We start from the raw sequence: 19,758 nt of genomic DNA, 5'->3' as shown, positions 1-19,758 counted from the left end.
GGTTTAGAGGAAGATTCGTATGAGAAGAATAAATGTTTCCAGATTAAAAGCAGGCATGGAGTTGGCAAAGCCTATCTATGCTAATAATGGTGTGATTTTATTAAGAGATGGGACGAATCTGACACAAAACTATATCGAAAAGATAAAACAGCTTGATTTAGCATACATTTATATTCAAGATGAGATATCTCAAGGTATCGAGATTGATGAACTTGTATCTGAAGAAACAAAAGCAGAAACAAAACGTGTCTTACAAGAGAGTATTCGAAAAATTGAAGACGGTCATTTTTCAGTTAATGAAATGATCGTAAATAATGTTGAAACAATTATTACAGAAGTCCTGGAAAATCCAAGGGTAATGATTAGTTTACAAGAAATCCGCAACAAAAGTGATTATTTATACATGCATTCAATCAATGTATGTATTATTGCGTTGTTTATTGCCAAAAAAAAGGGCTATAATAATACACAACTCAAACATTTGGCTCTAGGAGCCCTTTTACATGACTTAGGAAAAACTCAGATTAAAGAGTTTGACGCCACGAGATATCGAGAGCAATATACGCCTCAAGAATTAGCCCTTTACCGCGATCATGTTCGGTTAGGATATGAACTGATAAAGTCTATTCCGGGAAGCTCTCTTTTGGCGGCGAATGTTGCATTAACGCATCATGAGATGTTTGATGGAACCGGATTTCCATTAGGCAAAAAAAATGAGAACATTCATGAATTTTCGAGAATTGTTGCTATCGCAAATGAATATGATAACTTATTATATAATAATTCGTTAACACAACGTATGAAGCATTATGAGATTATTGAGTTAATCGTCTCACGAGCATATACATGGTTTGATCCGGAAATTGTACGTATATTTAGAAGCTCCGTATCGCCATACCCTATTGGACTAGGTGTGCGCTTAAGTGATGGACGTATTGGTGTCGTTGCAAAACTCAATGAAAATATGCCGACTCGACCAGTTATTCGTGTGGTTGATGCTGAAAATATTCAGATGGTTCTTGCAGAAGTGGATTTATCTCAAGACTTATCTGTCATGATTGATGATGAGATAGATATTGACAACAAAGAGGATTTTTGCTAAACTCTCATATAACTTAAAAGTAAATAACGTTTTCAGTTTTGAAAGAGAGGATTCCCATGAACAAAATAGTAAAAGAAGGAATTACCTTTGATGATGTTTTATTAATTCCTGCACATTCAAAAGTTTTACCCAAAGATGTTGATATTTCCACATGGTTTACAAAAAAAATTAAACTTAACATTCCATTAGTGAGTGCGGGGATGGATACAGTGACTGAGGCGAGAATGGCGATAGCGATGGCACGACAAGGTGGAATCGGTGTTGTACATAAAAATATGTCGATTGAAGAACAGGCAGAAGAAGTTGATAAGGTTAAACGTTCAGAAAATGGTGTTATCACAGACCCATTTTACCTAAATCCAAGCCATTATGTTTACGAAGCAAATGAATTAATGGCAAAATTTAGAATTTCAGGGGTTCCTATTGTAAAAGAAGGAACAAAAAAACTCGTAGGAATCTTAACGAATAGGGACTTACGCTTTGAGACGGACTTCAATAAAAAAATTGAAGAAGTTATGACAAGTAAAAACTTAATTACAGCCCCCATAGGTACAAATCTTGAGACGGCAAAAGATATTCTTGCGAAGTATCGTATCGAAAAGCTACCAATCGTTGATGATGAAGGAAACCTTTCAGGGTTGATTACAATTAAAGATATTGAAAAAGCTATTTTATATCCGGATTCAGCCAAAGATGACCAAGGACGTCTTCGTGTTGCAGCTGCGGTTGGAATTACTGGCAATATGATGGAACGCATCGAAGCGCTAAAAAATGCTCGTGTAGATGCCATTGTTCTTGATACGGCACACGGACATTCAGAAGGCGTTATTGAGGCCGTTCGAAAAGTCAAAGAAACATATCCTGACTTACAAGTTGTTGCAGGTAATGTAGCAACAGGCTCTGCAACTAAAGCATTGATTGAAGCCGGAGCAGATGCAGTAAAAGTTGGAATCGGTCCAGGATCTATCTGTACAACACGTGTTGTAGCAGGTGTGGGTGTTCCACAAATCACAGCAATTAGTGACTGTGCAGAAGTGGCAGCTCAATATGGCGTTCCAATCATTGCGGATGGTGGAATCAAGTATTCAGGGGATGTTGTCAAGGCAATTGCAGCAGGTGGATATATCTGTATGATGGGAAGCTTATTTGCCGGATCAGAAGAATCACCTGGTGAGACTGAATTATATCAAGGAAGAAAATACAAAGTATATCGTGGTATGGGCTCTTTAGCAGCGATGGAAAAAGGTAGTAAAGATCGCTATTTCCAAGAAGATGCGAAAAAACTTGTTCCAGAAGGTGTTGAAGGTCGTGTGCCATATAAAGGACTTGTTGAAGATACAATCTATCAAATGATTGGTGGATTACGTTCAGGTATGGGATATGCCGGAACACGTACTATTGAAGAATTAAGAACAAGAGGGCAGTTTGTTAAAATTACTGCGGCTTCTTTAAAAGAAAGCCATCCTCATGATATTCAAATAACAAAGGAAGCACCGAACTATTCAGTCGGACAATAAGCACAGGAGAAAAGGAGAAGATTATGGGAATACCAACACCACATATTGAGGTAACGAACAAAGAGGACTTTGCCAAAACAGTACTTATGCCAGGTGACCCTTTACGCGCTAAGTTTATTGCTGAGACTTTTTTAGAAGATGTTGTACAAGTCAATAGCGTTAGAAATGCATTGGCTTTTACAGGAACATACAAAGGACGGAGAATATCTGTCTTTGGTTCAGGGATGGGGATGCCAAGTATAGGAATCTATTCTTATGAACTGTATAAGTTTTATGATGTGGAAAAAATCATTCGTATTGGCTCATGCGGAGCTTATTCAGACAAATTACATGTATATGATGTATTGCTTGCTCAAGACGTATGGTCAGAATCAACATATGCAAAAGTTCAAAGTGGGTATTTAGAACCAACGATAGAAGCGGATAAAGAGTTAAATAGCCAATTGGAAACGTATGCCAAAGAACTTAATATTCCACTTACACGTACACGTATTCATTCTTCGGATGTGTTTTATCGAGAAAATCACAAAGAATTTGAACGCATTCGTGATGAAGAAGGATGTACAGCCGTTGAGATGGAAGCCTTTGCATTATTTGCAAATGCTAAAATCCTTGGAAAAAAAGCTGCGTGTTTACTAACAGTATCGGATTCATTGGTTAATGGAGAGATAACGACAAGTGAAGAGCGACAAAACGCATTTACAAAAATGATGGAAATTGCGCTGGAAGCAGCAGAATAAATAAAATCATAGTTAAACTTAACATACTAAGGCATTGCTCAAATGAGCAATGCCTTTTTGTGAGCTGACTTTACACAAACTTAACATGAGGCGTATATGGACTTAACCAAAAAATGATATAGTTTTCATAGAAAATACAATTAAGAGGTGTAATAATGGCGAATCAGACAAAGTTTAAAGTGGAAGATCTTGATTTATATTACGGTGATTTTCAAGCGCTAAAAAAAGTGAATCTAGAAATTAAAGCCAATGAGATAACAGCATTTATCGGACCATCCGGTTGTGGTAAATCAACTTTTTTGCGGACATTAAATCGTATGAACGATTTGATTGAAGGCGTTAGAGTTGATGGCAAGGTACTCTTAGACAATCAGGACATATATGGCAATATTGACGTTATTAGCTTGCGCTCAAGAGTTGGTATGGTTTTTCAAAAGCCAAATCCTTTTCCTATGAGCATCTATGACAATGTAGCGTATGGACCCAGAATGCACGGAATAAAAAGAAAGTCTCAGTTAGATGACATTGTAGAGCGTAGCCTTCGTCAAGCAGCTATTTGGGATGAAGTCAAAGATCGCGTAAAAAAAAGTGCGTTAGGTGTCTCAGGTGGTCAGCAACAAAGAATATGTATTGCAAGAGCATTGGCGGTAGAACCAGATGTTTTATTAATGGATGAGCCAACGTCTGCACTGGACCCTATATCAACATTGAAGATAGAAGATTTGGCGTCAGAACTTAAAGAAAAATATACAATTATAATGGTAACCCATAATATGCAACAAGCCGCAAGGATATCTGATCGAACTGCTTTTTTCCTACTAGGTGAACTGCTGGAATTTGGAAAAACAGAAAAAATCTTTAGAGATCCTCAAAATAAGAAGACAGAAGATTATATTACCGGTCGTTTTGGATGATACGATTGCAATGATGGTGTATTTAGCGTAAAATAAAAAGTGTTGTGGAGGAAATATTATGCCAGTAAGGTATGAATTTGAAAAGGAATTAAACCGTTTACATAAAGATATTATAAAAATGGGCGCATTTATCGAAGAGTCGATTCAAGACATGATAAAAGCGCTAAAAACGCGTGACAAAGAACTTGCCATGCATGTTATCAAAAAAGATGATTTGATTGATGAAATGGAACGAAAGATTGAGCGTGAATGTTTGATTATTGTAGCAAGACAGCAGCCCATAGCTACGGATTTACGTGATATCGTATCCATATTAAAAATTGTTACGGATTTAGAGCGTATTGCTGACCATTGTGAAGACATTAGTGAATATGTTGTTCGCCTCACAGAAAAACAACCGTTTTTAAAGTTGGAAATATTACCGGCAATGGCAGATGCTGTAAGTTTAATGATTTCTGATACGATTAATGCATATATACGTAAAGACCTTGACTTGGCCAGGGAAATCATTCAACGTGATGATGTGATTGATAATTATTTTAATCAACTCATGGAAAAACTGATTCAACTGATGCAAGAAGACAGCGAGTTGATTCAAGATTCGACAAATTATATATTAATTAATAAATACCTTGAACGCATGGCAGATCATGCGACCAATATTGCAGAGTGGATTATCTATTACGGAACCGGAAAATTGCAATAGCAAGCGGAGGATATCATGGCAACAAATACTATTTTGACAATTGATGATGAAGAACATATTCTTGAACTCATCCGATATAATCTTGAAAAAAATGGATACCATGTACTACAGGCACTTGATGGAGAAACCGGACTTGAGCTTCTTGAAAAAAATGCTGTGGATTTGGTTTTACTGGATTTGATGTTGCCTGGAATCGATGGCTTAGAAGTTTTGCGCAAAATTCGTACGGATGAACGTTTTAAACAAATACCCGTAATTATGTTGACGGCAAAAAGCGAAGAGATCGATACAGTTTTAGGTTTGGAGATGGGGGCAGATGACTATATTGGCAAGCCCTTTGGCAATCATGAGCTCATTGCACGCATGAAAGCTGTTTTTCGAAGAACAAGCGAACTGAATAAAATGCGTCAACAAAAGATAGACTCTACAGATGAAGTCATCAGTGTGGAAGGCATCGAGATCAACAGATCGACCCATGAGATTATTGTTCGTGGAGAACGCATTGAACTTCCGCTTAAAGAGTTTGAACTTTTATACTTGTTGGCAAAGAATAAAGGGCGTGTGTTTGACCGAGAATACTTGCTCGAGAAAATATGGGGTTATGAGTATTATGGAGAAACCAGAACGGTAGATGTACATATTCGTAACCTTAGAAAAAAAATAGAATTGGATGATAAAAATCCCCAGTTTATAAAAACAGTTCGCGGTGTGGGGTATAAGTTTAAGTAGAGGTGGATTATGGGTAAAAAATTAGTCATAACATATATATCTATTGTAGCAATTACAATGCTCGTGACGGTTTTGTTTTCATGGCAAAAGGTAAACCGTCATTTTTTTGAACAAACATCACAAGAATCTCAAGAAAAAATAGTTCTTATTGACCGTCTCATCAAGTATGAACTGATGACGTCGAACCAAACGCTGCAAGAGATTGTCATAGCTTACGGAGAACAAACCAATGTACGGATTACATTGATTAATGATGATGGTGTGGTATTGGCAGATTCACTTAACGACCCAAAAACGATGGAAAACCATCGAAACCGTACTGAGTTTAAGAATGCGCTACGTGGGATTTTAGAGCCTGAGCTTCGTTATAGTAGTACCATGGGAGCCTATCTATATTATTTTACCAAAACATTTGAGTATGAAGATATGGAGGGGGTCCTTAGAATATCTGTTCCGGCAGATAATATTCAAGACCTTGTCAAAGATTTACTTCAATCTGTGGTCATTGGGTTATTTTTAGGATTAATCCTCTCGTCGATTGCAGCTTATTTTTTTATACGACGTCTAATGCAGCCGATTAATGAATTGACCCAAGTTGCAGAAAAAATCACATCCGGAGATTATGACCACAAAGTCTATGTAGATGATCGACATCAATTGGGAAAACTTGCAGATGCATTTAATCTGATGACGTTTACCATGCGCAAAAACATGTGGCAGATTGAACAAAAAAATGCCGAGCTAGAATCTATTTTAGTCAGCATGGACTTGGGATTAGCAGCTATTGATGAGTCCTACAAAATCGTATTTTCCAACCAACCGTTTAGTGAAATACTTGGGATTAATCCAGAAATTGAAGGCAAGCTTTTCTATGAAGTCATTCGTAATACCCATATGTTTAAAGTCATAGAGCAGTCTATTGAAGAGGGTGAATACATCGAAGAAGAAACGACAATTAGTCAAGGGGCAGATACGATTGTTTTAAAAATCTCTGCTTCGCCTATTAAAAGTCGTACAAGCCAAAACACCTTACATGGAATTTTGATTATTATAGAAGATGTGACGAAAATACGTAAGCTGGAGCTTATCCGCCAGGAATTTGTATCAAATGTCACCCACGAACTTAAGACACCTCTAACATCCATTAAGGGATTTGTAGATACATTAAAACATGGTGCGATGCAAGACCCGGACGTAGCTGAACGCTTTTTAGACATCATTGATATTGAGGCCGAACGTTTGGCCCTACTTATCGAGGACATTCTTTTATTATCTGAAATCGAAAGCATGAAAATTGACCGACAAGTGGACACATATTCTGTGGCAACCATTATTGACGAAGTCGTTGACATTCTATCGATGAAAGCACAAAAAAAAGGATTGAAGTTAGAGGTTAATGTTCAAGAAGATTTGCCGAACTTGGAGTGTAATAAAAATCGAATGAAGCAATTGTTGATTAATCTTATAGACAATAGTATTAAATATACGGAAGAAGGTTCAGTTCATATAGCATGCACTAGTTCAAGGGATTATCAACATCTAAATATTGAGATCACCGATACAGGTATAGGAATTGAACAAGAACATCTGGAGCGTCTATTTGAGCGGTTTTATCGTGTGGACAAAGGACGGTCTAGAAAACAAGGCGGTACCGGGCTTGGGCTATCGATTGTTAAGCATATCGTTGAACTTTACCATGGTAAAATAAGTGTGAAGAGCCAAGTGGGACATGGCACAACAATGAAAGTCAAGTTACCGTTTAAACTCTAGATAAAAACGATGGCTTTCTTGGTTTAAAGTGGTATAGTAACAAAGGGTTGACAAATTCTTTTTTCTCATATAAAGTATAGACAGTATAAAATGGAGGAAAAGAAATGAGTTTAGATTATATTATAGAACTTCCAAGTCCAAAAGAAATTATGGAAGAATTACCAGTATCTGATGCAATTAAGGCTAAAAAAGCTGAGCGAGATCAAGCAATTAAAGATGTATTTGTCGGAGATAGTGACAAGTTTATCTTGATTGTTGGACCTTGTTCTGCAGATAATGAAAGTGCAGTGCTTGACTATATTGAACGTTTAACGACGCTTCAAGAAAAAGTTGAGGATAAGGTTATTATTATTCCGAGAATATATACCAATAAGCCAAGAACGACAGGAGAAGGCTATAAAGGGATGCTACATCAGCCAAATCCGTTAAAAGGTTCAGATATGGTTGGCGGAATCAAAGCAATTCGTCATCTCCACATCAAAGCAGCTGAGATATCAGGCATGACCAGTGCAGATGAGATGCTGTATCCGGAAAACTATGCATATCTTGATGATATACTAAGTTATGTAGCTATTGGGGCTAGAAGTGTTGAAAACCAACAGCATCGTCTGACCGTGAGTGGATTAGATATCCCCGTAGGGATGAAAAATCCGACAGGAGGCGATATCACGGTGATGCTTAATGCCATTCGAGCAGCACAAATCGAGCATAATTTTATTTTTAGAGGATATGAAGTCAAAACGTCAGGCAATCCGCTGACACATTCGATTTTACGTGGATTTGTTGACCAATACGGACGTAACTTTCCTAATTATCATTATGAAGATATTCGTTTTTTAATTGATCAGTATGAAGAACGTGAATTACAATTTCCTGCAGTTATTATTGATACCAATCATGCCAATTCCAATAAACAATACGATGAACAACCGCGTATCGCCAATGAGATTATTCGTAATCGTAATTATGACCCACGTATCAAAAATTTTGTCAAAGGTCTTATGATTGAAAGTTATATCGAAGGCGGAAGTCAAAGTGTTGATGGCGGGTGTTATGGAAAATCGATTACAGACCCTTGTCTATCCTATGATGAAACATATAGGATGATTATGAATATCGCAGAAAAATTATGATAGGCACATTGGTCAATGTGGCTACAGTTATCATTGGTGGAACGATTGGTGTATTATTTCATTCAAAGGTACCGAAACGGTTTATTGATATTGCATTTACAGGCATAGGTATTTTTACCTTGATATTAGGTGTCTCAATGGCTATACAATCAAATCAACAGCTGTTTATGGTCTTTAGTATTATTATTGGAAGTATCATAGGCGAAGGCTTTGATTTGGACCGACAGTTAAATCGTCTAAGTGAACGGTTTAAGGAGCGAATCAATTCAAAAGATTCTAACTTTTCAACAGGATTAATTACATCTTTTTTGCTCTTTTGTATGGGGTCGATGACCATATTGGGAGCCATTCAAGAAGGGGTGAGCCAATCACCGGACTTATTACTCACAAAAGCGACTATGGATGGATTTGCTGCATTAGCACTTGCTTCAACCCTTGGTATCGGTGTGATTTTTAGTGTGATCCCTTTGTTTATCTTTCAGGGAGGGTTGACATTACTTGCCGGATATCTGCAACACTACCTTACAGATGCTATGATTACAGAACTGAGTGCTGTGGGAGGTCTACTTTTGATTGCCCTCGCTTTGAATATTCTTGAGATCAAGACAATTAAGGTGATGAACATGTTGCCGTCTCTTCTTGTCATTATTATTTTTATGGTTATCCATCAATTTTTATAAAAAGCTTGACAAAGGTATAGAGATAGTGTATTATTCTTTAAAACTGAATGGAACAAAAACTGTGAAAAGGAGCAGTAGTTTTCTTGAATTTTTCAGAGAGTTGTTGGTAGGTGTGAAACAACATTGGATAGATAATGAACTAGCCTTGGAGTTGCGTGTTGAAGCTGAGTAGACATAGCCGGGATTGACCGTTATATCAAGAAGATATGTTGGTATCTAGTGAGTGCATTCTGAGGAATGAATTTGAGTGGTAACGCGGAAGTTAACCTTTCGTCTCTATAGTTTATAGAGATGAGAGGTTTTTTTGATTTTATTAGGAGGATAAGGATATGAAAATGAACAAGAACATTGGAAAGTACAAGCAATACCCAGTATTTAAATACGTTGACAGAACATGGCCAAATAATGAGCTAACCAAGGCGCCGCTGTTTTGTAGTGTTGACCTTCGCGATGGAAATCAATCTCTGCCAAACCCTATGGGCATTGAGGCGAAGATGAAGTTTTTTCAAATGCTTGTTGATATGGGATTCAAAGAGATTGAGATTGGATTTCCTTCAGCTTCAGATACAGAATATAAATTTTTACGTCGCTTAATTGAAGAAAACCGTATCCCAGAAGATGTTAAGGTTCAGGTTCTTGTTCAGGCGAGAGAGCACTTGATAGCCAAAACTTTTGAAGCCTTAGAAGGTGTTCATGCAGCAGTTGTTCATGTATATAATTCTACGTCAACAGCTCAACGCGAGATGGTGTTTAAGAAAACCAAAGAAGAGATTAAAGCGATTGCTGTGGAAGGCGCGCAGTTGTTGCAAAAATACGCGGCGCAGTACCCAGATACGGATTTTACCTTTGAATACTCACCGGAAAGTTTTACAGGTACAGAAATGGAGTATGCACTAGAGGTAGTTCAAGCCGTTATTGATACATGGCAACCGACACCGGATCATAAAGCAATTATCAATCTTCCTGCAACAGTTGAGATGACAACACCTAATGTATTTGCAGATGAGATTGAGTGGTTTTGCAAGAACTTGAATAACCGTGAGTCTGTACTTATTAGTTTGCATACCCATAATGATCGAGGAACGGGCGTAGCGGCAACAGAGCTTGGGATATTAGCAGGTGCAGACCGTGTTGAAGGAACATTGTTTGGCAATGGGGAGCGAACAGGAAACCTTGATATATTGACCATGGCTATGAATATGTATTCTCAAGGTATTGAACCTGGATTATATATGGAAGATATTAACCGAGTGATTGATACCTATGAAACCTGTACAGGAATGCATGTCCATGAACGTCACCCATATGCAGGTAAGCTCGTCTATACTGCGTTTTCAGGCTCCCATCAAGATGCGATTCGAAAAGGGCTTCAAGTGTATAAAGAGCGTGAAGAAAAAGTATGGGATGTACCATATCTTCCCATTGATCCAGCAGATATCGGGCGTATGTACGAACCGATTATACGTATTAATAGCCAATCAGGAAAAGGCGGAGTTGCTTACATCCTTGAAGCAGATTATGGTTATCAATGTCCTAAGGCGATGCATCCTGAGATCAGCTATCATGTACAAAAAGAAGCAGACCGCTTAAGTAGGGAATTGACGAATCAGGAAATATTTGATATTTTTAATAAGACGTTTATTAATGTAGTTGAACCCAATGCATTAGTACATTTTTCATATGCGTATGATAACAAAGAAAATGGACATATGTCTGTAAAAGCATCGGTGATTATCAATGGTATCAAAAAAGAAGTGTCAGGCGAGGGCAATGGTCCTGTATCAGCCTTCTTTAATGCCATTGCACCAATGCTAGAAGGAACATATTCCTTGGTCAATTATAATGAGCATGCCTTAAGCGAGGCGGCAACAGCAGATGCGGCTGCATATATCCAGTTGAAAAACCAAGATGGTGTGCTACATTATGGTATCGGCCAAGATTCCAATATTGACAACGCATCCATACGGGCAATTATGAGTGCACTTAATGGGTTTGATCACTAGTTTTTTACATAACTGGAAAGGGTAACAATGGATATTCAAAATGTATTATTAAAACTTGCACAACTATTTATTCTGCTTTTTGCAGGATATATCCTTGTGGGAGTTAAAGGAATCAAACAAGAAGCAGCAAAACATATTTCAAACCTTATTTTTTCATTTACATTACCGGCGATGTTGATCTCGAGTATGGTCAACACGGTAGAGATTACGCGCGAAGATGTCCTACGCGTGATGCTGATTGCCATTGTGCAATACGGATTTTTAATCATAGCAGCCATCGTATTGACAAAACTGCTACGAGTTCCTTATGAGGATGTTGGTCTCTATCGATTCATGATTTTATTTGGCAATGTCGCCTTTGTTGGATATCCTGTATTAAGTGCAGTACTTGGCAATGACGCACTCTTTTTTGCAGCTATTTTAAACTTGCCATTTAATATCCTGGTCTTTACTTTGGGGATTACATTTATCACCCATGGAACGGACCAGCACCAAAAACTTGAACTTAAGGTATTTTTAAATCCTGGTCTGATAGCCACGGTGATTGGTCTGATTTTATTTTTTGCATCGATTCAGTTACCAACTTTTGTCAACGAACTTCTTGCAGATGTTGGAGATATGACAACACCACTATCTCTTCTTGTAATAGGTGCATCTCTTTATGGGGTGGATATTCGTTCAATCTTTAAGAAGCGGATGATTTTTATATTTAGCTTTATCAAATTGATTGTCATACCGACCTTATTAGCTATCATCTTATGGCTTGCAGGTGTGGATACAATGATTGCCTCGGTTGTTATCATCCTAAGCGGAATGCCGATGGCAGCCAATGCAGTGATTCTTTGCCAAGAGTATGACACCCATGTTATGGAATCATCAGAAGCGGTTTTTGTGTCTACATTACTCCTTGGGGTGTCCTTACCCTATATGATTTTTCTTATTCGCTTTTTGTTCTAGGTATAAGGGTTAAAACCCCTAATGCGAACATTTTGTTAAGAATGAAGAAAATAGTTTGACTTTTGATTTCGCCTAGGATATAGTAGAGTACAAATGTTTTATAATTTAGGAGGTTGATCCATGAATCATGAGTTAGTCATTGTTTTAGACTTTGGTGGACAATATAATCAGTTAATTGCTAGACGTGTACGTGAAGCAAATGTGTATGCAGAAGTTATGCATTATGAGACACCTATTGAAGAAATTGTAGCGCGCAATCCGAAGGGGATTATTTTTACCGGAGGACCTAGCGTGGTATATGAAGAAAGCGCACCTAAGATTGACCCTAAGATTTTTGACTTAGAAATTCCAATCCTTGGTATCTGCTATGGATCTCAATTGATGGGATATACATTGGGAGCGGAAGTAGCCAAAGCTCCACAACGTGAATACGGTAAAACAGATATGGAAGTGGATACCAACCATATACTTTTCAAAAACGTATCTAAGGAAACGACATCTTGGATGAGCCATACATACTTTGTAAGCAACCCACCAGAAGGCTTTGTTGTTACTGCTAAGACTGATACATGTCCGGTAGCAGCGATGGCTAATGAAGAGAAAAAGCTTTATGGAGTTCAATTCCATCCAGAAGTTAACCACACGCCAGAAGGGCAAAAGATGCTTGTGAACTTCTTGGTAGATGTCTGCGGATGTAGCCAGGACTGGATCATGAGCGATTTTGCAGAAGAACAAGTTGCAAAGCTACGTGAAAAAATCGGCGATAAAAAAGTCTTATTGGCACTTTCAGGCGGTGTAGACTCCTCCGTAGCAGCTGTGCTTATTCATCGAGCCGTTGGAAAACAATTAACCTGTATCTTTGTAGACCACGGATTACTTCGTAAAAACGAAGGAGATGATGTGGAACGTGTCTTTGGCGAAGAATTTGACATGAACATCATCCGTGTTAACTGCGAAGACCAATTCTTAGGCAAGTTAGCTGGTGTTGATGACCCAGAGAAAAAACGTAAGATTATCGGTGAAGAATTCATCCGTGTCTTTGAAGCGGAAGCGAAAAAAATAGGAACAGTAGACTTCCTTGTCCAAGGAACTATCTATCCGGACGTAATCGAAAGCGGAACCAAAGACGCTGCCGTTATCAAGAGCCACCACAATGTAGGTGGACTACCTGAGCACGTTGATTTTAAAGAAATCATTGAGCCTTTACGTGACCTTTTCAAAGATGAAGTCCGTAATGTCGGTCGTGCCCTTGGTATTCCTGAATTCCTAGTTGCACGTCAGCCGTTCCCAGGTCCGGGACTTGCGATTCGTGTCATCGGTCCTGTGAGTAAAGATAAGCTTGATATTCTTCGTGAAGCGGACTATATCTTTAGAGAAGAAGTTAAAAAAGCAGGCATCGCATCCGGTTTAGGCCAATACTTTGCCGTATTAACCAACCTTCGAAGCGTTGGAGTTATGGGGGATGAACGTACATATAGCTATACTGTAGCCTTACGTTCCGTTGATACCTCAGACTTTATGACAGCAGACTGGTCCAGAATACCTTACGACATCCTTGCGAAAGTAAGTAATCGTATCGTTAATGAAGTCGACCATGTCAATCGAATCTGCTATGATATTACGAGTAAGCCACCAGCTACTATCGAGTGGGAATAGTTACAGGAGAGCTTCAAACCCTTATATAACAAGGGTTTGGAGCTTTTGCTTTTTAAAAACTGCACTCTCATTGCACTATTTTAATTTTTTTATTCCTTATATAATCTACAGTAAATTGATTTTTAGGAGAAGAATCATAGTTTTGCTTTGCTTCTTTAAAGGTAATAACTCCATTTAACTTATTCGCTACTTCAAAATTACTGTTAGGATAAAGATGTTCATAAGTTCCTAATGTCGTTTGAATATCTTCATGTCCTAAACGATCTTTAATGATAAGAGGATTTTCTCCCATACTGATTAATAATGAAGCGTGGGAGTGACGCAATCCGTGAATTGTGATTCTATGAACACCTGCCAATTTAGCATATCGGTCAATTGCATGAGAGAGAGTATGTTTCTGTGTAGGAATACCATTATAAGTCATTACAAAGTTTGTTTTGATTAAGTTTTGCTGGATATTCTTCCATTCTGATAAGAAATTTAAAGTACCCTCATCTAATACAATACTGTGGACACTTGACTTTGTTTTCGGTTCAACAAAACGATAATTTGTTTGATTTTTATAGTAAAGATTTTTATTGATAGTCAGTACTCCTGAATCAAAATCAATATCTTCCCACTGGATGGCAGTAGCTTCACCAATTCTCATTCCTGTCATAAACAAGAACCATAGAGAAATAAAAAGAAAATGTTGGTAGTAATCTTCTTTATAAATCAAAGAAATTATCTTTTCAAATTCTTCTTTTGTCCAAAATTCTATCTTGGGTTTTTGTTTTTTTACATTACCTATAATTTTAGACGGGTTGGTTGTTGTAATACCTAGTACAATTGCTCTATCCATAGCAATGGAAAATAGCCCTTGAACCGCTCTTACATAGGAAGATTTGAGATTCTTTGATAGTTTCAATTGCCAATTCTGTACGTGAATTGGTTTAATATCAGAAACGGCCATTTTGTAAAAGTAAGGAAAATGCTTATTAACACTTGGTAAGCGATTCTCATAAGTTCTTAGTTTTACTTGCGTTTTATACCAAGGAAGAAATATTTCTAAAATGTAATCTTCAAACATCATTTTATCTTTAGTTTCGCTCAATTCTTCTGGTTTCATTAGAATTAGCTTTGAGTACTCTTCTCTTGCTTCTTTTTTAGTAGTGAAACCACTACGATATTTCTGTATCTTTTTTCCCGTGAAATCGTAACCTAAATTTGCACGAAAATAATATGTTCCATTCTTTGCTTTTTTAATTGGGTCTTTAGCCATAGTTTTTACTCCTTACCGTGCAAAAACTAATCAGACATGTTTTCATTTGAAAACTTAATTCCAAGAATTTCTTCTACAGCTTCACGAGGGACTCTATCCAATTTTCTGGATTCATAGTAAGAATGTCCTTTAGTAATCATTAATTCTTTTGCTTTTTTTATAATATCAGCCGAAAAAGAAGTTCCATATCCTAGCTCAATTAAGTCTTTTTTAGTGATTGTTACCATAAATACTCCTTTCCATTATAGGCTAGGAAAAATCCAATATTCACCTATAATTATATCAAAGATTTTATAATAATGTAGTTATAAAAATAACCCGAGTAATCGAACAGCTTTAGCAAAGCTCACGGGAATTTTACCCCTGCATGGTTCTCATGTAGCCGCACCCATTGCCTGCGACGCTTTTAACGCTCGGACTGTGGCTATACGGGAGTATCATTATCACGATAAGAAAGTCATGGCCACAATCCTGCAAAAGATTGCTCACGGATCACTAACATGAACCGCTCGCTATCTTGATAGGTCATGGCGTATTAGTCCGTTGGCTTTTTTCTTATCGAAATGTATTCGATTACTTTATTAAGTTGTCAAAGAACTATGGCTCGTTAGCCTATCAAAACATACTGAAAAAGCAATATGTTTTGATTGAGTAACAAACCCTCTCTACTCGGGAAGCGTGGAACTTAATAGCACACTTCCACGAAAAGAGAATGGGTATTATTTAATTTCAAATGCTAAAATCTTTGTAATCAGTCTTGTTTCCATTCTTCCTCGTAAGACTTCATCAACGACCATACTTTGATGTCCGTATTCGTCTTTCACTAGGCGTAGGGAACGTTTAGCAATATAACCCTTATAATACTTTAGAATATGATTGAGTGCTTCTGTATCGCCACCTGTGGCCTTTACAATTAAGGAAAAAGGAATCATCTGATAAGCTTTTCTCATTTTATTCTTCCTCCATAAATTTCTTAATGTAATCTAGTCCGCTTGTCCTATGTCTATAAACTGTGGAGCGATTTAATTTCAATAATTCAGCAATTTCAGAATCACTCATGTCCATAAAATAATACATCAGTAGAATTTCACGTTTCCTTTCTGGCAACTCACGTAATGCTTCACTCAATAAGTCATGTTCTATACCTACGATTATCCCATTGAGTGTACAAATTTGAAAATCCGTTGTCTCGTTTCTGTTATCTAGTGTGAAAAATTGACTGACAATATGATCTCCTACATCTGAAAATGAAATCTCATGTTTTGAAAGTCTGGAAAGATATTTATAATAATCTTTTCGTTCATCTTCCATAGCTCGTTTACAAATATAATCAAACTGATTCTCGATTGTGGTTTGGAAATTAGATGGCTTCATAGCTTCTCACCCCCTTTCTTGTCGTAAAAGGAAGTGAGCTTGTATCTCTATCTCCCTTCACACTTAGTCCCGACAGGATAGAGGGATTTGTTGCATAAATAGTTGAAAATCTTTGAAATAAATGATTTAACAACAAAAAAAGCACGTAAGCAGATTGATTTATCTGTTTACATGCTTTATTATTTCTTTCAATTTGACAAGTCAAGTCCATATTTGTGTGTAAATTCCCTCGGGTTACGTTGAAATTTATGTAAAACAGCGTTTATGCCGCGAAAGGGTGTTTACAGTGAGTGCTGACATGGTAGGCTATCTTGCCAAGCATTCCTCTTGACCTGTCCACTCTCGTAGCACAAAAGGGGATGCTTCTGATGCTTTTTACCATGGCAGTTAGAGGCTCGCTGTCAACAATACCGTGGAATAAATGCGAACTATGCAGCATCTTCCTTAGTTTCTGTTTGTTCGTTGATATGTGCATAATATTCATCCATATCCAAGTATTTTCTGCCGGATGACCATTTTTCATCTTGCTCTATAAGTAAAGCGCCAATTAATCTTATGGCAGAAGCTTCATTTGGATAAATACGAATAACACGGTCTCGCCGTCTTATTTCTTCGTTGAGACGTTCGATACTATTACTTGTTCTGAGTCTTTTACGGTACTTTTCAGGAAGTTCCATAACCGCCATGATATCATCAAAGCCTTCTTCCAGAACAATCATGGATTTAGGTGCTTTTTCTTCAAAGGTTTGAAGTGTTTCCTTCATTAGCCGTCTTGCTTCTTGAAGGCTTATAGCATTGTAAATACTTTTCAAATGCTGCTTCAGCTGAGGCTGTTGCTTCTTGGGAGCTTTATCAAGTACATTTCTTGCGAAGTGTGTTTGACAACGTTGCCAAGCCGTACCTTGAAAATGTTTCTTTATTGCATTAACAAGGCCTTTATGGTTATCTGAAACAACAAGATCTACATTGGATAATCCGCGTTGTTTAAGGGAAGAGAAGAATTCTCCCCAGCTGCTTTCTGATTCTGTATCAGCCATTTGAAAGCCAATAACTTCACGGTTACCAGTTTCGTTTACAGCTGTTGCAATGAGTAGGCCTTTCGAACGAACTCTTCCGTCGTCACGTACCTTGAGGTATAAAGCATTAACGATAACGAAAGGGTAATGCTTTTCAAGCGGTCTGGATTTAAACTTATTAACAATGGGATCCAAGTGTTCACAAAGTTTAGATACTGTTGATTTTGAGAAAGACTTACCACACAATTCTTCGGTGATATTCTCAATCTTTCTTGTTGATACACCATTGATGACCATTTCAATCATCGCAAGAACCAGAGCTTGTTCACTACGTTGGTAACGCTGAAACATAGTAGTGCTAAAATTTCCGTTTCTATGACGCGGAACTCGTAAAGTAATCGTTCCAATACGGGTAGTTAAATCCCTATCTCTGAAGCCATTACGATAAGCGATACGGTCATCAGACCGTTCGTAAGGTTCGGCGCCCAGTTGTTCAGAGGACTGTGCAAGAAGCACCTGGTTAAGGATTGCTTCTAAGAGTTTAGAAAAAGCTTCATCTTTGGTATCTTTTTTAAAAAGTCCGTGCAAAAGTTCTGTGTCCAGTGTAATATTTAATTGAGCCATTTGTTTTCTCCTCGATTTTGTATTATTGTGGTGATTTTATTATAACCGAGGATGAGCACTTGGCTCATTATTTTTGAATTTTCTTTTTACACCATTATACGGACTTTATCAATTTGACACGAGAATTCACGTTGATAGTTATATTTATCTATAAATGATAGATAATTGTTTTTAATAATAACACTAAGAAAGAATTGAAAATAATTAGTATATTTCATGGCAACTTAACCTCCAATAGTCGCCATTTAAATACTAATATCTTAAAGAAATTACTTTTCTATCAAAAGTTAGATAACATAAAAATGATGACTTTTAAACCGCCATTTTAAAGTAATTAATACTTTTTTTCATAAAAAGGCCTACTGAATTACATTTTTTATTACCAGTGGTAGTACTTTTATAATGATCTGTTAGCAAAAATTTGAGATTTAATAATAATATGGATATTTTTTATTCTTTTGATTTCTTTGGAACCCTTAATAATTAATTTTTTCATCGATTTTCGTTCGTGAATACATGTTATAATAACTATAACTAATAACGTAACGTGACTGGCAAGAGATATTTTTAAAACAATGAATAGGTTTACACTTACTTTAGTTTTATGGAAATGAAAGATCATATCATATATAATCTAGAATAAAATTAACTAAAATAATTATTATCTAGATAAAAAATTTAGAAGCCAATGAAATCTATAAATAAACTAAATTAAGTTTATTTAATTAACAACTATGGATATAAAATAGGTACTAATCAAAATAGTGAGGAGGATATATTTGAATACATACGAACAAATTAATAAAGTGAAAAAAATACTTCGGAAACATTTAAAAAATAACCTTATTGGTACTTACATGTTTGGATCAGGAGTTGAGAGTGGACTAAAACCAAATAGTGATCTTGACTTTTTAGTCGTCGTATCTGAACCATTGACAGATCAAAGTAAAGAAATACTTATACAAAAAATTAGACCTATTTCAAAAAAATAGGAGATAAAAGCAACTTACGATATATTGAATTAACAATTATTATTCAGCAAGAAATGGTACCGTGGAATCATCCTCCCAAACAAGAATTTATTTATGGAGAATGGTTACAAGAGCTTTATGAACAAGGATACATTCCTCAGAAGGAATTAAATTCAGATTTAACCATAATGCTTTACCAAGCAAAACGAAAAAATACAAGAATATACGGAAATTATGACTTAGAGGAATTACTACCTGATATTCCATTTTCTGATGTGAGAAGAGCCATTATGGATTCGTCAGAGGAATTAATAGATAATTATCAGGATGATGAAACCAACTCTATATTAACTTTATGCCGTATGATTTTAACTATGGACACGGGTAAAATCATACCAAAAGATATTGCGGGAAATGCAGTGGCTGAATCTTCTCCATTAGAACATAGGGAGAGAATTTTGTTAGCAGTTCGTAGTTATCTTGGAGAGAATATTGAATGGACTAATGAAAATGTAAATTTAACTATAAACTATTTAAATAACAGATTAAAAAAATTATAAAAAAATTGAAAAATGGTGGAAACACTTTTTTCAATTTTTTTGTTT

Annotated in this window: 19 protein-coding genes and 1 other annotated feature; of the genes, 14 read left to right on the top strand and 5 right to left on the bottom strand. The window is 36.7% G+C overall.

What is annotated here, in order from left to right; genetic code table 11:
- The first annotated feature begins 19 nt into the window (after nt 1-19).
- The 12 genes from QBE53_11145 (at nt 20) to guaA (ending at nt 13,907) form a co-directional block, all read left to right on the top strand.
- The gene (locus tag QBE53_11145) at nt 20-1,102 is read left to right on the top strand and encodes an HD-GYP domain-containing protein (GenBank protein WZL80360.1); all 1,083 of its coding nucleotides are present in this window, start codon (nt 20-22) and stop codon (nt 1,100-1,102) included.
- A 56-nt stretch (nt 1,103-1,158) separates the two neighbouring features.
- Nucleotides 1,159-2,619 carry an IMP dehydrogenase gene (gene guaB, locus QBE53_11140; GenBank protein WZL80359.1) on the top strand — a complete coding sequence of 487 codons (1,461 nt, stop codon included), beginning with the start codon at nt 1,159-1,161 and terminating at the stop codon, nt 2,617-2,619.
- Between the two features lie 23 nt (nt 2,620-2,642).
- Nucleotides 2,643-3,359 (top strand): purine-nucleoside phosphorylase, encoded by a 717-nt coding sequence (gene deoD, locus QBE53_11135; protein WZL80358.1) that lies wholly within the window; start codon nt 2,643-2,645, stop codon nt 3,357-3,359.
- 155 nt (nt 3,360-3,514) lie between these two features.
- On the top strand, nt 3,515-4,273 hold the full coding sequence (pstB, locus tag QBE53_11130) for a phosphate ABC transporter ATP-binding protein PstB (GenBank protein ID WZL80357.1): 759 nt from the start codon (nt 3,515-3,517) through the stop codon (nt 4,271-4,273).
- Between the two features lie 58 nt (nt 4,274-4,331).
- The gene (phoU, locus tag QBE53_11125; protein ID WZL80356.1) at nt 4,332-4,979 is read left to right on the top strand and encodes a phosphate signaling complex protein PhoU; all 648 of its coding nucleotides are present in this window, start codon (nt 4,332-4,334) and stop codon (nt 4,977-4,979) included.
- Nucleotides 4,980-4,994: 15 nt separating this feature from the next.
- Nucleotides 4,995-5,708 (top strand): response regulator transcription factor, encoded by a 714-nt coding sequence (locus QBE53_11120; protein WZL80355.1) that lies wholly within the window; start codon nt 4,995-4,997, stop codon nt 5,706-5,708.
- Nucleotides 5,709-5,717: 9 nt separating this feature from the next.
- Entirely contained in the window at nt 5,718-7,478 is a 1,761-nt protein-coding gene (locus QBE53_11115; protein ID WZL80354.1) for an ATP-binding protein, read from the top strand.
- A 104-nt stretch (nt 7,479-7,582) separates the two neighbouring features.
- Nucleotides 7,583-8,611 (top strand): 3-deoxy-7-phosphoheptulonate synthase, encoded by a 1,029-nt coding sequence (locus QBE53_11110; GenBank protein WZL80353.1) that lies wholly within the window; start codon nt 7,583-7,585, stop codon nt 8,609-8,611.
- The gene (locus QBE53_11105) at nt 8,608-9,291 is read left to right on the top strand and encodes a DUF554 domain-containing protein (protein WZL80352.1); all 684 of its coding nucleotides are present in this window, start codon (nt 8,608-8,610) and stop codon (nt 9,289-9,291) included. The genes QBE53_11110 and QBE53_11105 overlap by 4 nt, the downstream gene beginning before the upstream one ends.
- A 52-nt stretch (nt 9,292-9,343) precedes the next feature.
- Nucleotides 9,344-9,572: a binding site (T-box leader), on the top strand.
- A 54-nt stretch (nt 9,573-9,626) separates the two neighbouring features.
- The gene (gene leuA, locus QBE53_11100; protein ID WZL83299.1) at nt 9,627-11,294 is read left to right on the top strand and encodes a 2-isopropylmalate synthase; all 1,668 of its coding nucleotides are present in this window, start codon (nt 9,627-9,629) and stop codon (nt 11,292-11,294) included.
- A 27-nt stretch (nt 11,295-11,321) separates the two neighbouring features.
- Nucleotides 11,322-12,251, top strand: a complete 930-nt coding sequence (locus QBE53_11095; protein WZL80351.1) for an AEC family transporter — start codon at nt 11,322-11,324, stop codon at nt 12,249-12,251.
- Nucleotides 12,252-12,371: 120 nt separating this feature from the next.
- A complete protein-coding gene (gene guaA, locus QBE53_11090) occupies nt 12,372-13,907 on the top strand; it encodes a glutamine-hydrolyzing GMP synthase (GenBank protein ID WZL80350.1) in 1,536 nt (511 codons plus the stop codon).
- A 67-nt stretch (nt 13,908-13,974) separates the two neighbouring features.
- On the opposite strand, the gene QBE53_11085 is transcribed toward guaA, so the two are convergent.
- The 5 genes from QBE53_11085 to QBE53_11065 form a co-directional block, all read right to left on the bottom strand.
- Nucleotides 13,975-15,168 (bottom strand): tyrosine-type recombinase/integrase, encoded by a 1,194-nt coding sequence (locus QBE53_11085; protein WZL80349.1) that lies wholly within the window; start codon nt 15,166-15,168, stop codon nt 13,975-13,977.
- Nucleotides 15,169-15,194: 26 nt separating this feature from the next.
- On the bottom strand, nt 15,195-15,395 hold the full coding sequence (locus QBE53_11080; protein WZL80348.1) for a DUF3173 domain-containing protein: 201 nt from the start codon (nt 15,393-15,395) through the stop codon (nt 15,195-15,197).
- Nucleotides 15,396-15,887: 492 nt separating this feature from the next.
- Nucleotides 15,888-16,118, bottom strand: coding sequence for a helix-turn-helix domain-containing protein (locus QBE53_11075; protein ID WZL80347.1), 231 nt, complete (start codon nt 16,116-16,118; stop codon nt 15,888-15,890).
- A 1-nt stretch (nt 16,119) separates the two neighbouring features.
- Nucleotides 16,120-16,542 carry a sigma-70 family RNA polymerase sigma factor gene (locus tag QBE53_11070; protein ID WZL80346.1) on the bottom strand — a complete coding sequence of 141 codons (423 nt, stop codon included), beginning with the start codon at nt 16,540-16,542 and terminating at the stop codon, nt 16,120-16,122.
- A 428-nt stretch (nt 16,543-16,970) separates the two neighbouring features.
- Nucleotides 16,971-18,182 carry an IS256 family transposase gene (locus QBE53_11065; GenBank protein WZL80345.1) on the bottom strand — a complete coding sequence of 404 codons (1,212 nt, stop codon included), beginning with the start codon at nt 18,180-18,182 and terminating at the stop codon, nt 16,971-16,973.
- 779 nt (nt 18,183-18,961) lie between these two features.
- Here QBE53_11065 and QBE53_11060 point away from each other — a divergent pair.
- On the top strand, nt 18,962-19,174 hold the full coding sequence (locus QBE53_11060) for a nucleotidyltransferase domain-containing protein (protein ID WZL80344.1): 213 nt from the start codon (nt 18,962-18,964) through the stop codon (nt 19,172-19,174).
- A gap of 53 nt (nt 19,175-19,227) precedes the next feature.
- On the top strand, nt 19,228-19,713 hold the full coding sequence (locus tag QBE53_11055; GenBank protein WZL80343.1) for a DUF4111 domain-containing protein: 486 nt from the start codon (nt 19,228-19,230) through the stop codon (nt 19,711-19,713).
- The last annotated feature ends 45 nt before the right edge of the window (nt 19,714-19,758 follow it).

Source organism: Vallitaleaceae bacterium 9-2 (genome assembly GCA_038396585.1).
Classification (GTDB): Bacteria; Bacillota; Clostridia; order Lachnospirales; family Vallitaleaceae; genus UBA1351.
Note: the sequence above shows the minus strand (reverse complement) of the source record. Positions and strands in the feature narration are given on the sequence as shown.

What these genes read in the sequence shown, in the direction of transcription:
- QBE53_11145 (WZL80360.1), top strand. Translation starts at nt 20, where the DNA reads ATGAGAAGAATAAATGTTTCCAGATTAAAAGCAGGCATGGAGTTGGCA.
- guaB (WZL80359.1), top strand. Translation starts at nt 1,159, where the DNA reads ATGAACAAAATAGTAAAAGAAGGAATTACCTTTGATGATGTTTTATTA.
- deoD (WZL80358.1), top strand. Translation starts at nt 2,643, where the DNA reads ATGGGAATACCAACACCACATATTGAGGTAACGAACAAAGAGGACTTT.
- pstB (WZL80357.1), top strand. Translation starts at nt 3,515, where the DNA reads ATGGCGAATCAGACAAAGTTTAAAGTGGAAGATCTTGATTTATATTAC.
- phoU (WZL80356.1), top strand. Translation starts at nt 4,332, where the DNA reads ATGCCAGTAAGGTATGAATTTGAAAAGGAATTAAACCGTTTACATAAA.
- QBE53_11120 (WZL80355.1), top strand. Translation starts at nt 4,995, where the DNA reads ATGGCAACAAATACTATTTTGACAATTGATGATGAAGAACATATTCTT.
- QBE53_11115 (WZL80354.1), top strand. Translation starts at nt 5,718, where the DNA reads ATGGGTAAAAAATTAGTCATAACATATATATCTATTGTAGCAATTACA.
- QBE53_11110 (WZL80353.1), top strand. Translation starts at nt 7,583, where the DNA reads ATGAGTTTAGATTATATTATAGAACTTCCAAGTCCAAAAGAAATTATG.
- QBE53_11105 (WZL80352.1), top strand. Translation starts at nt 8,608, where the DNA reads ATGATAGGCACATTGGTCAATGTGGCTACAGTTATCATTGGTGGAACG.
- leuA (WZL83299.1), top strand. Translation starts at nt 9,627, where the DNA reads ATGAACAAGAACATTGGAAAGTACAAGCAATACCCAGTATTTAAATAC.
- QBE53_11095 (WZL80351.1), top strand. Translation starts at nt 11,322, where the DNA reads ATGGATATTCAAAATGTATTATTAAAACTTGCACAACTATTTATTCTG.
- guaA (WZL80350.1), top strand. Translation starts at nt 12,372, where the DNA reads ATGAATCATGAGTTAGTCATTGTTTTAGACTTTGGTGGACAATATAAT.
- QBE53_11085 (WZL80349.1), bottom strand. Translation starts at nt 15,168, where the DNA reads ATGGCTAAAGACCCAATTAAAAAAGCAAAGAATGGAACATATTATTTT.
- QBE53_11080 (WZL80348.1), bottom strand. Translation starts at nt 15,395, where the DNA reads ATGGTAACAATCACTAAAAAAGACTTAATTGAGCTAGGATATGGAACT.
- QBE53_11075 (WZL80347.1), bottom strand. Translation starts at nt 16,118, where the DNA reads ATGAGAAAAGCTTATCAGATGATTCCTTTTTCCTTAATTGTAAAGGCC.
- QBE53_11070 (WZL80346.1), bottom strand. Translation starts at nt 16,542, where the DNA reads ATGAAGCCATCTAATTTCCAAACCACAATCGAGAATCAGTTTGATTAT.
- QBE53_11065 (WZL80345.1), bottom strand. Translation starts at nt 18,182, where the DNA reads ATGGCTCAATTAAATATTACACTGGACACAGAACTTTTGCACGGACTT.
- QBE53_11055 (WZL80343.1), top strand. Translation starts at nt 19,228, where the DNA reads ATGGTACCGTGGAATCATCCTCCCAAACAAGAATTTATTTATGGAGAA.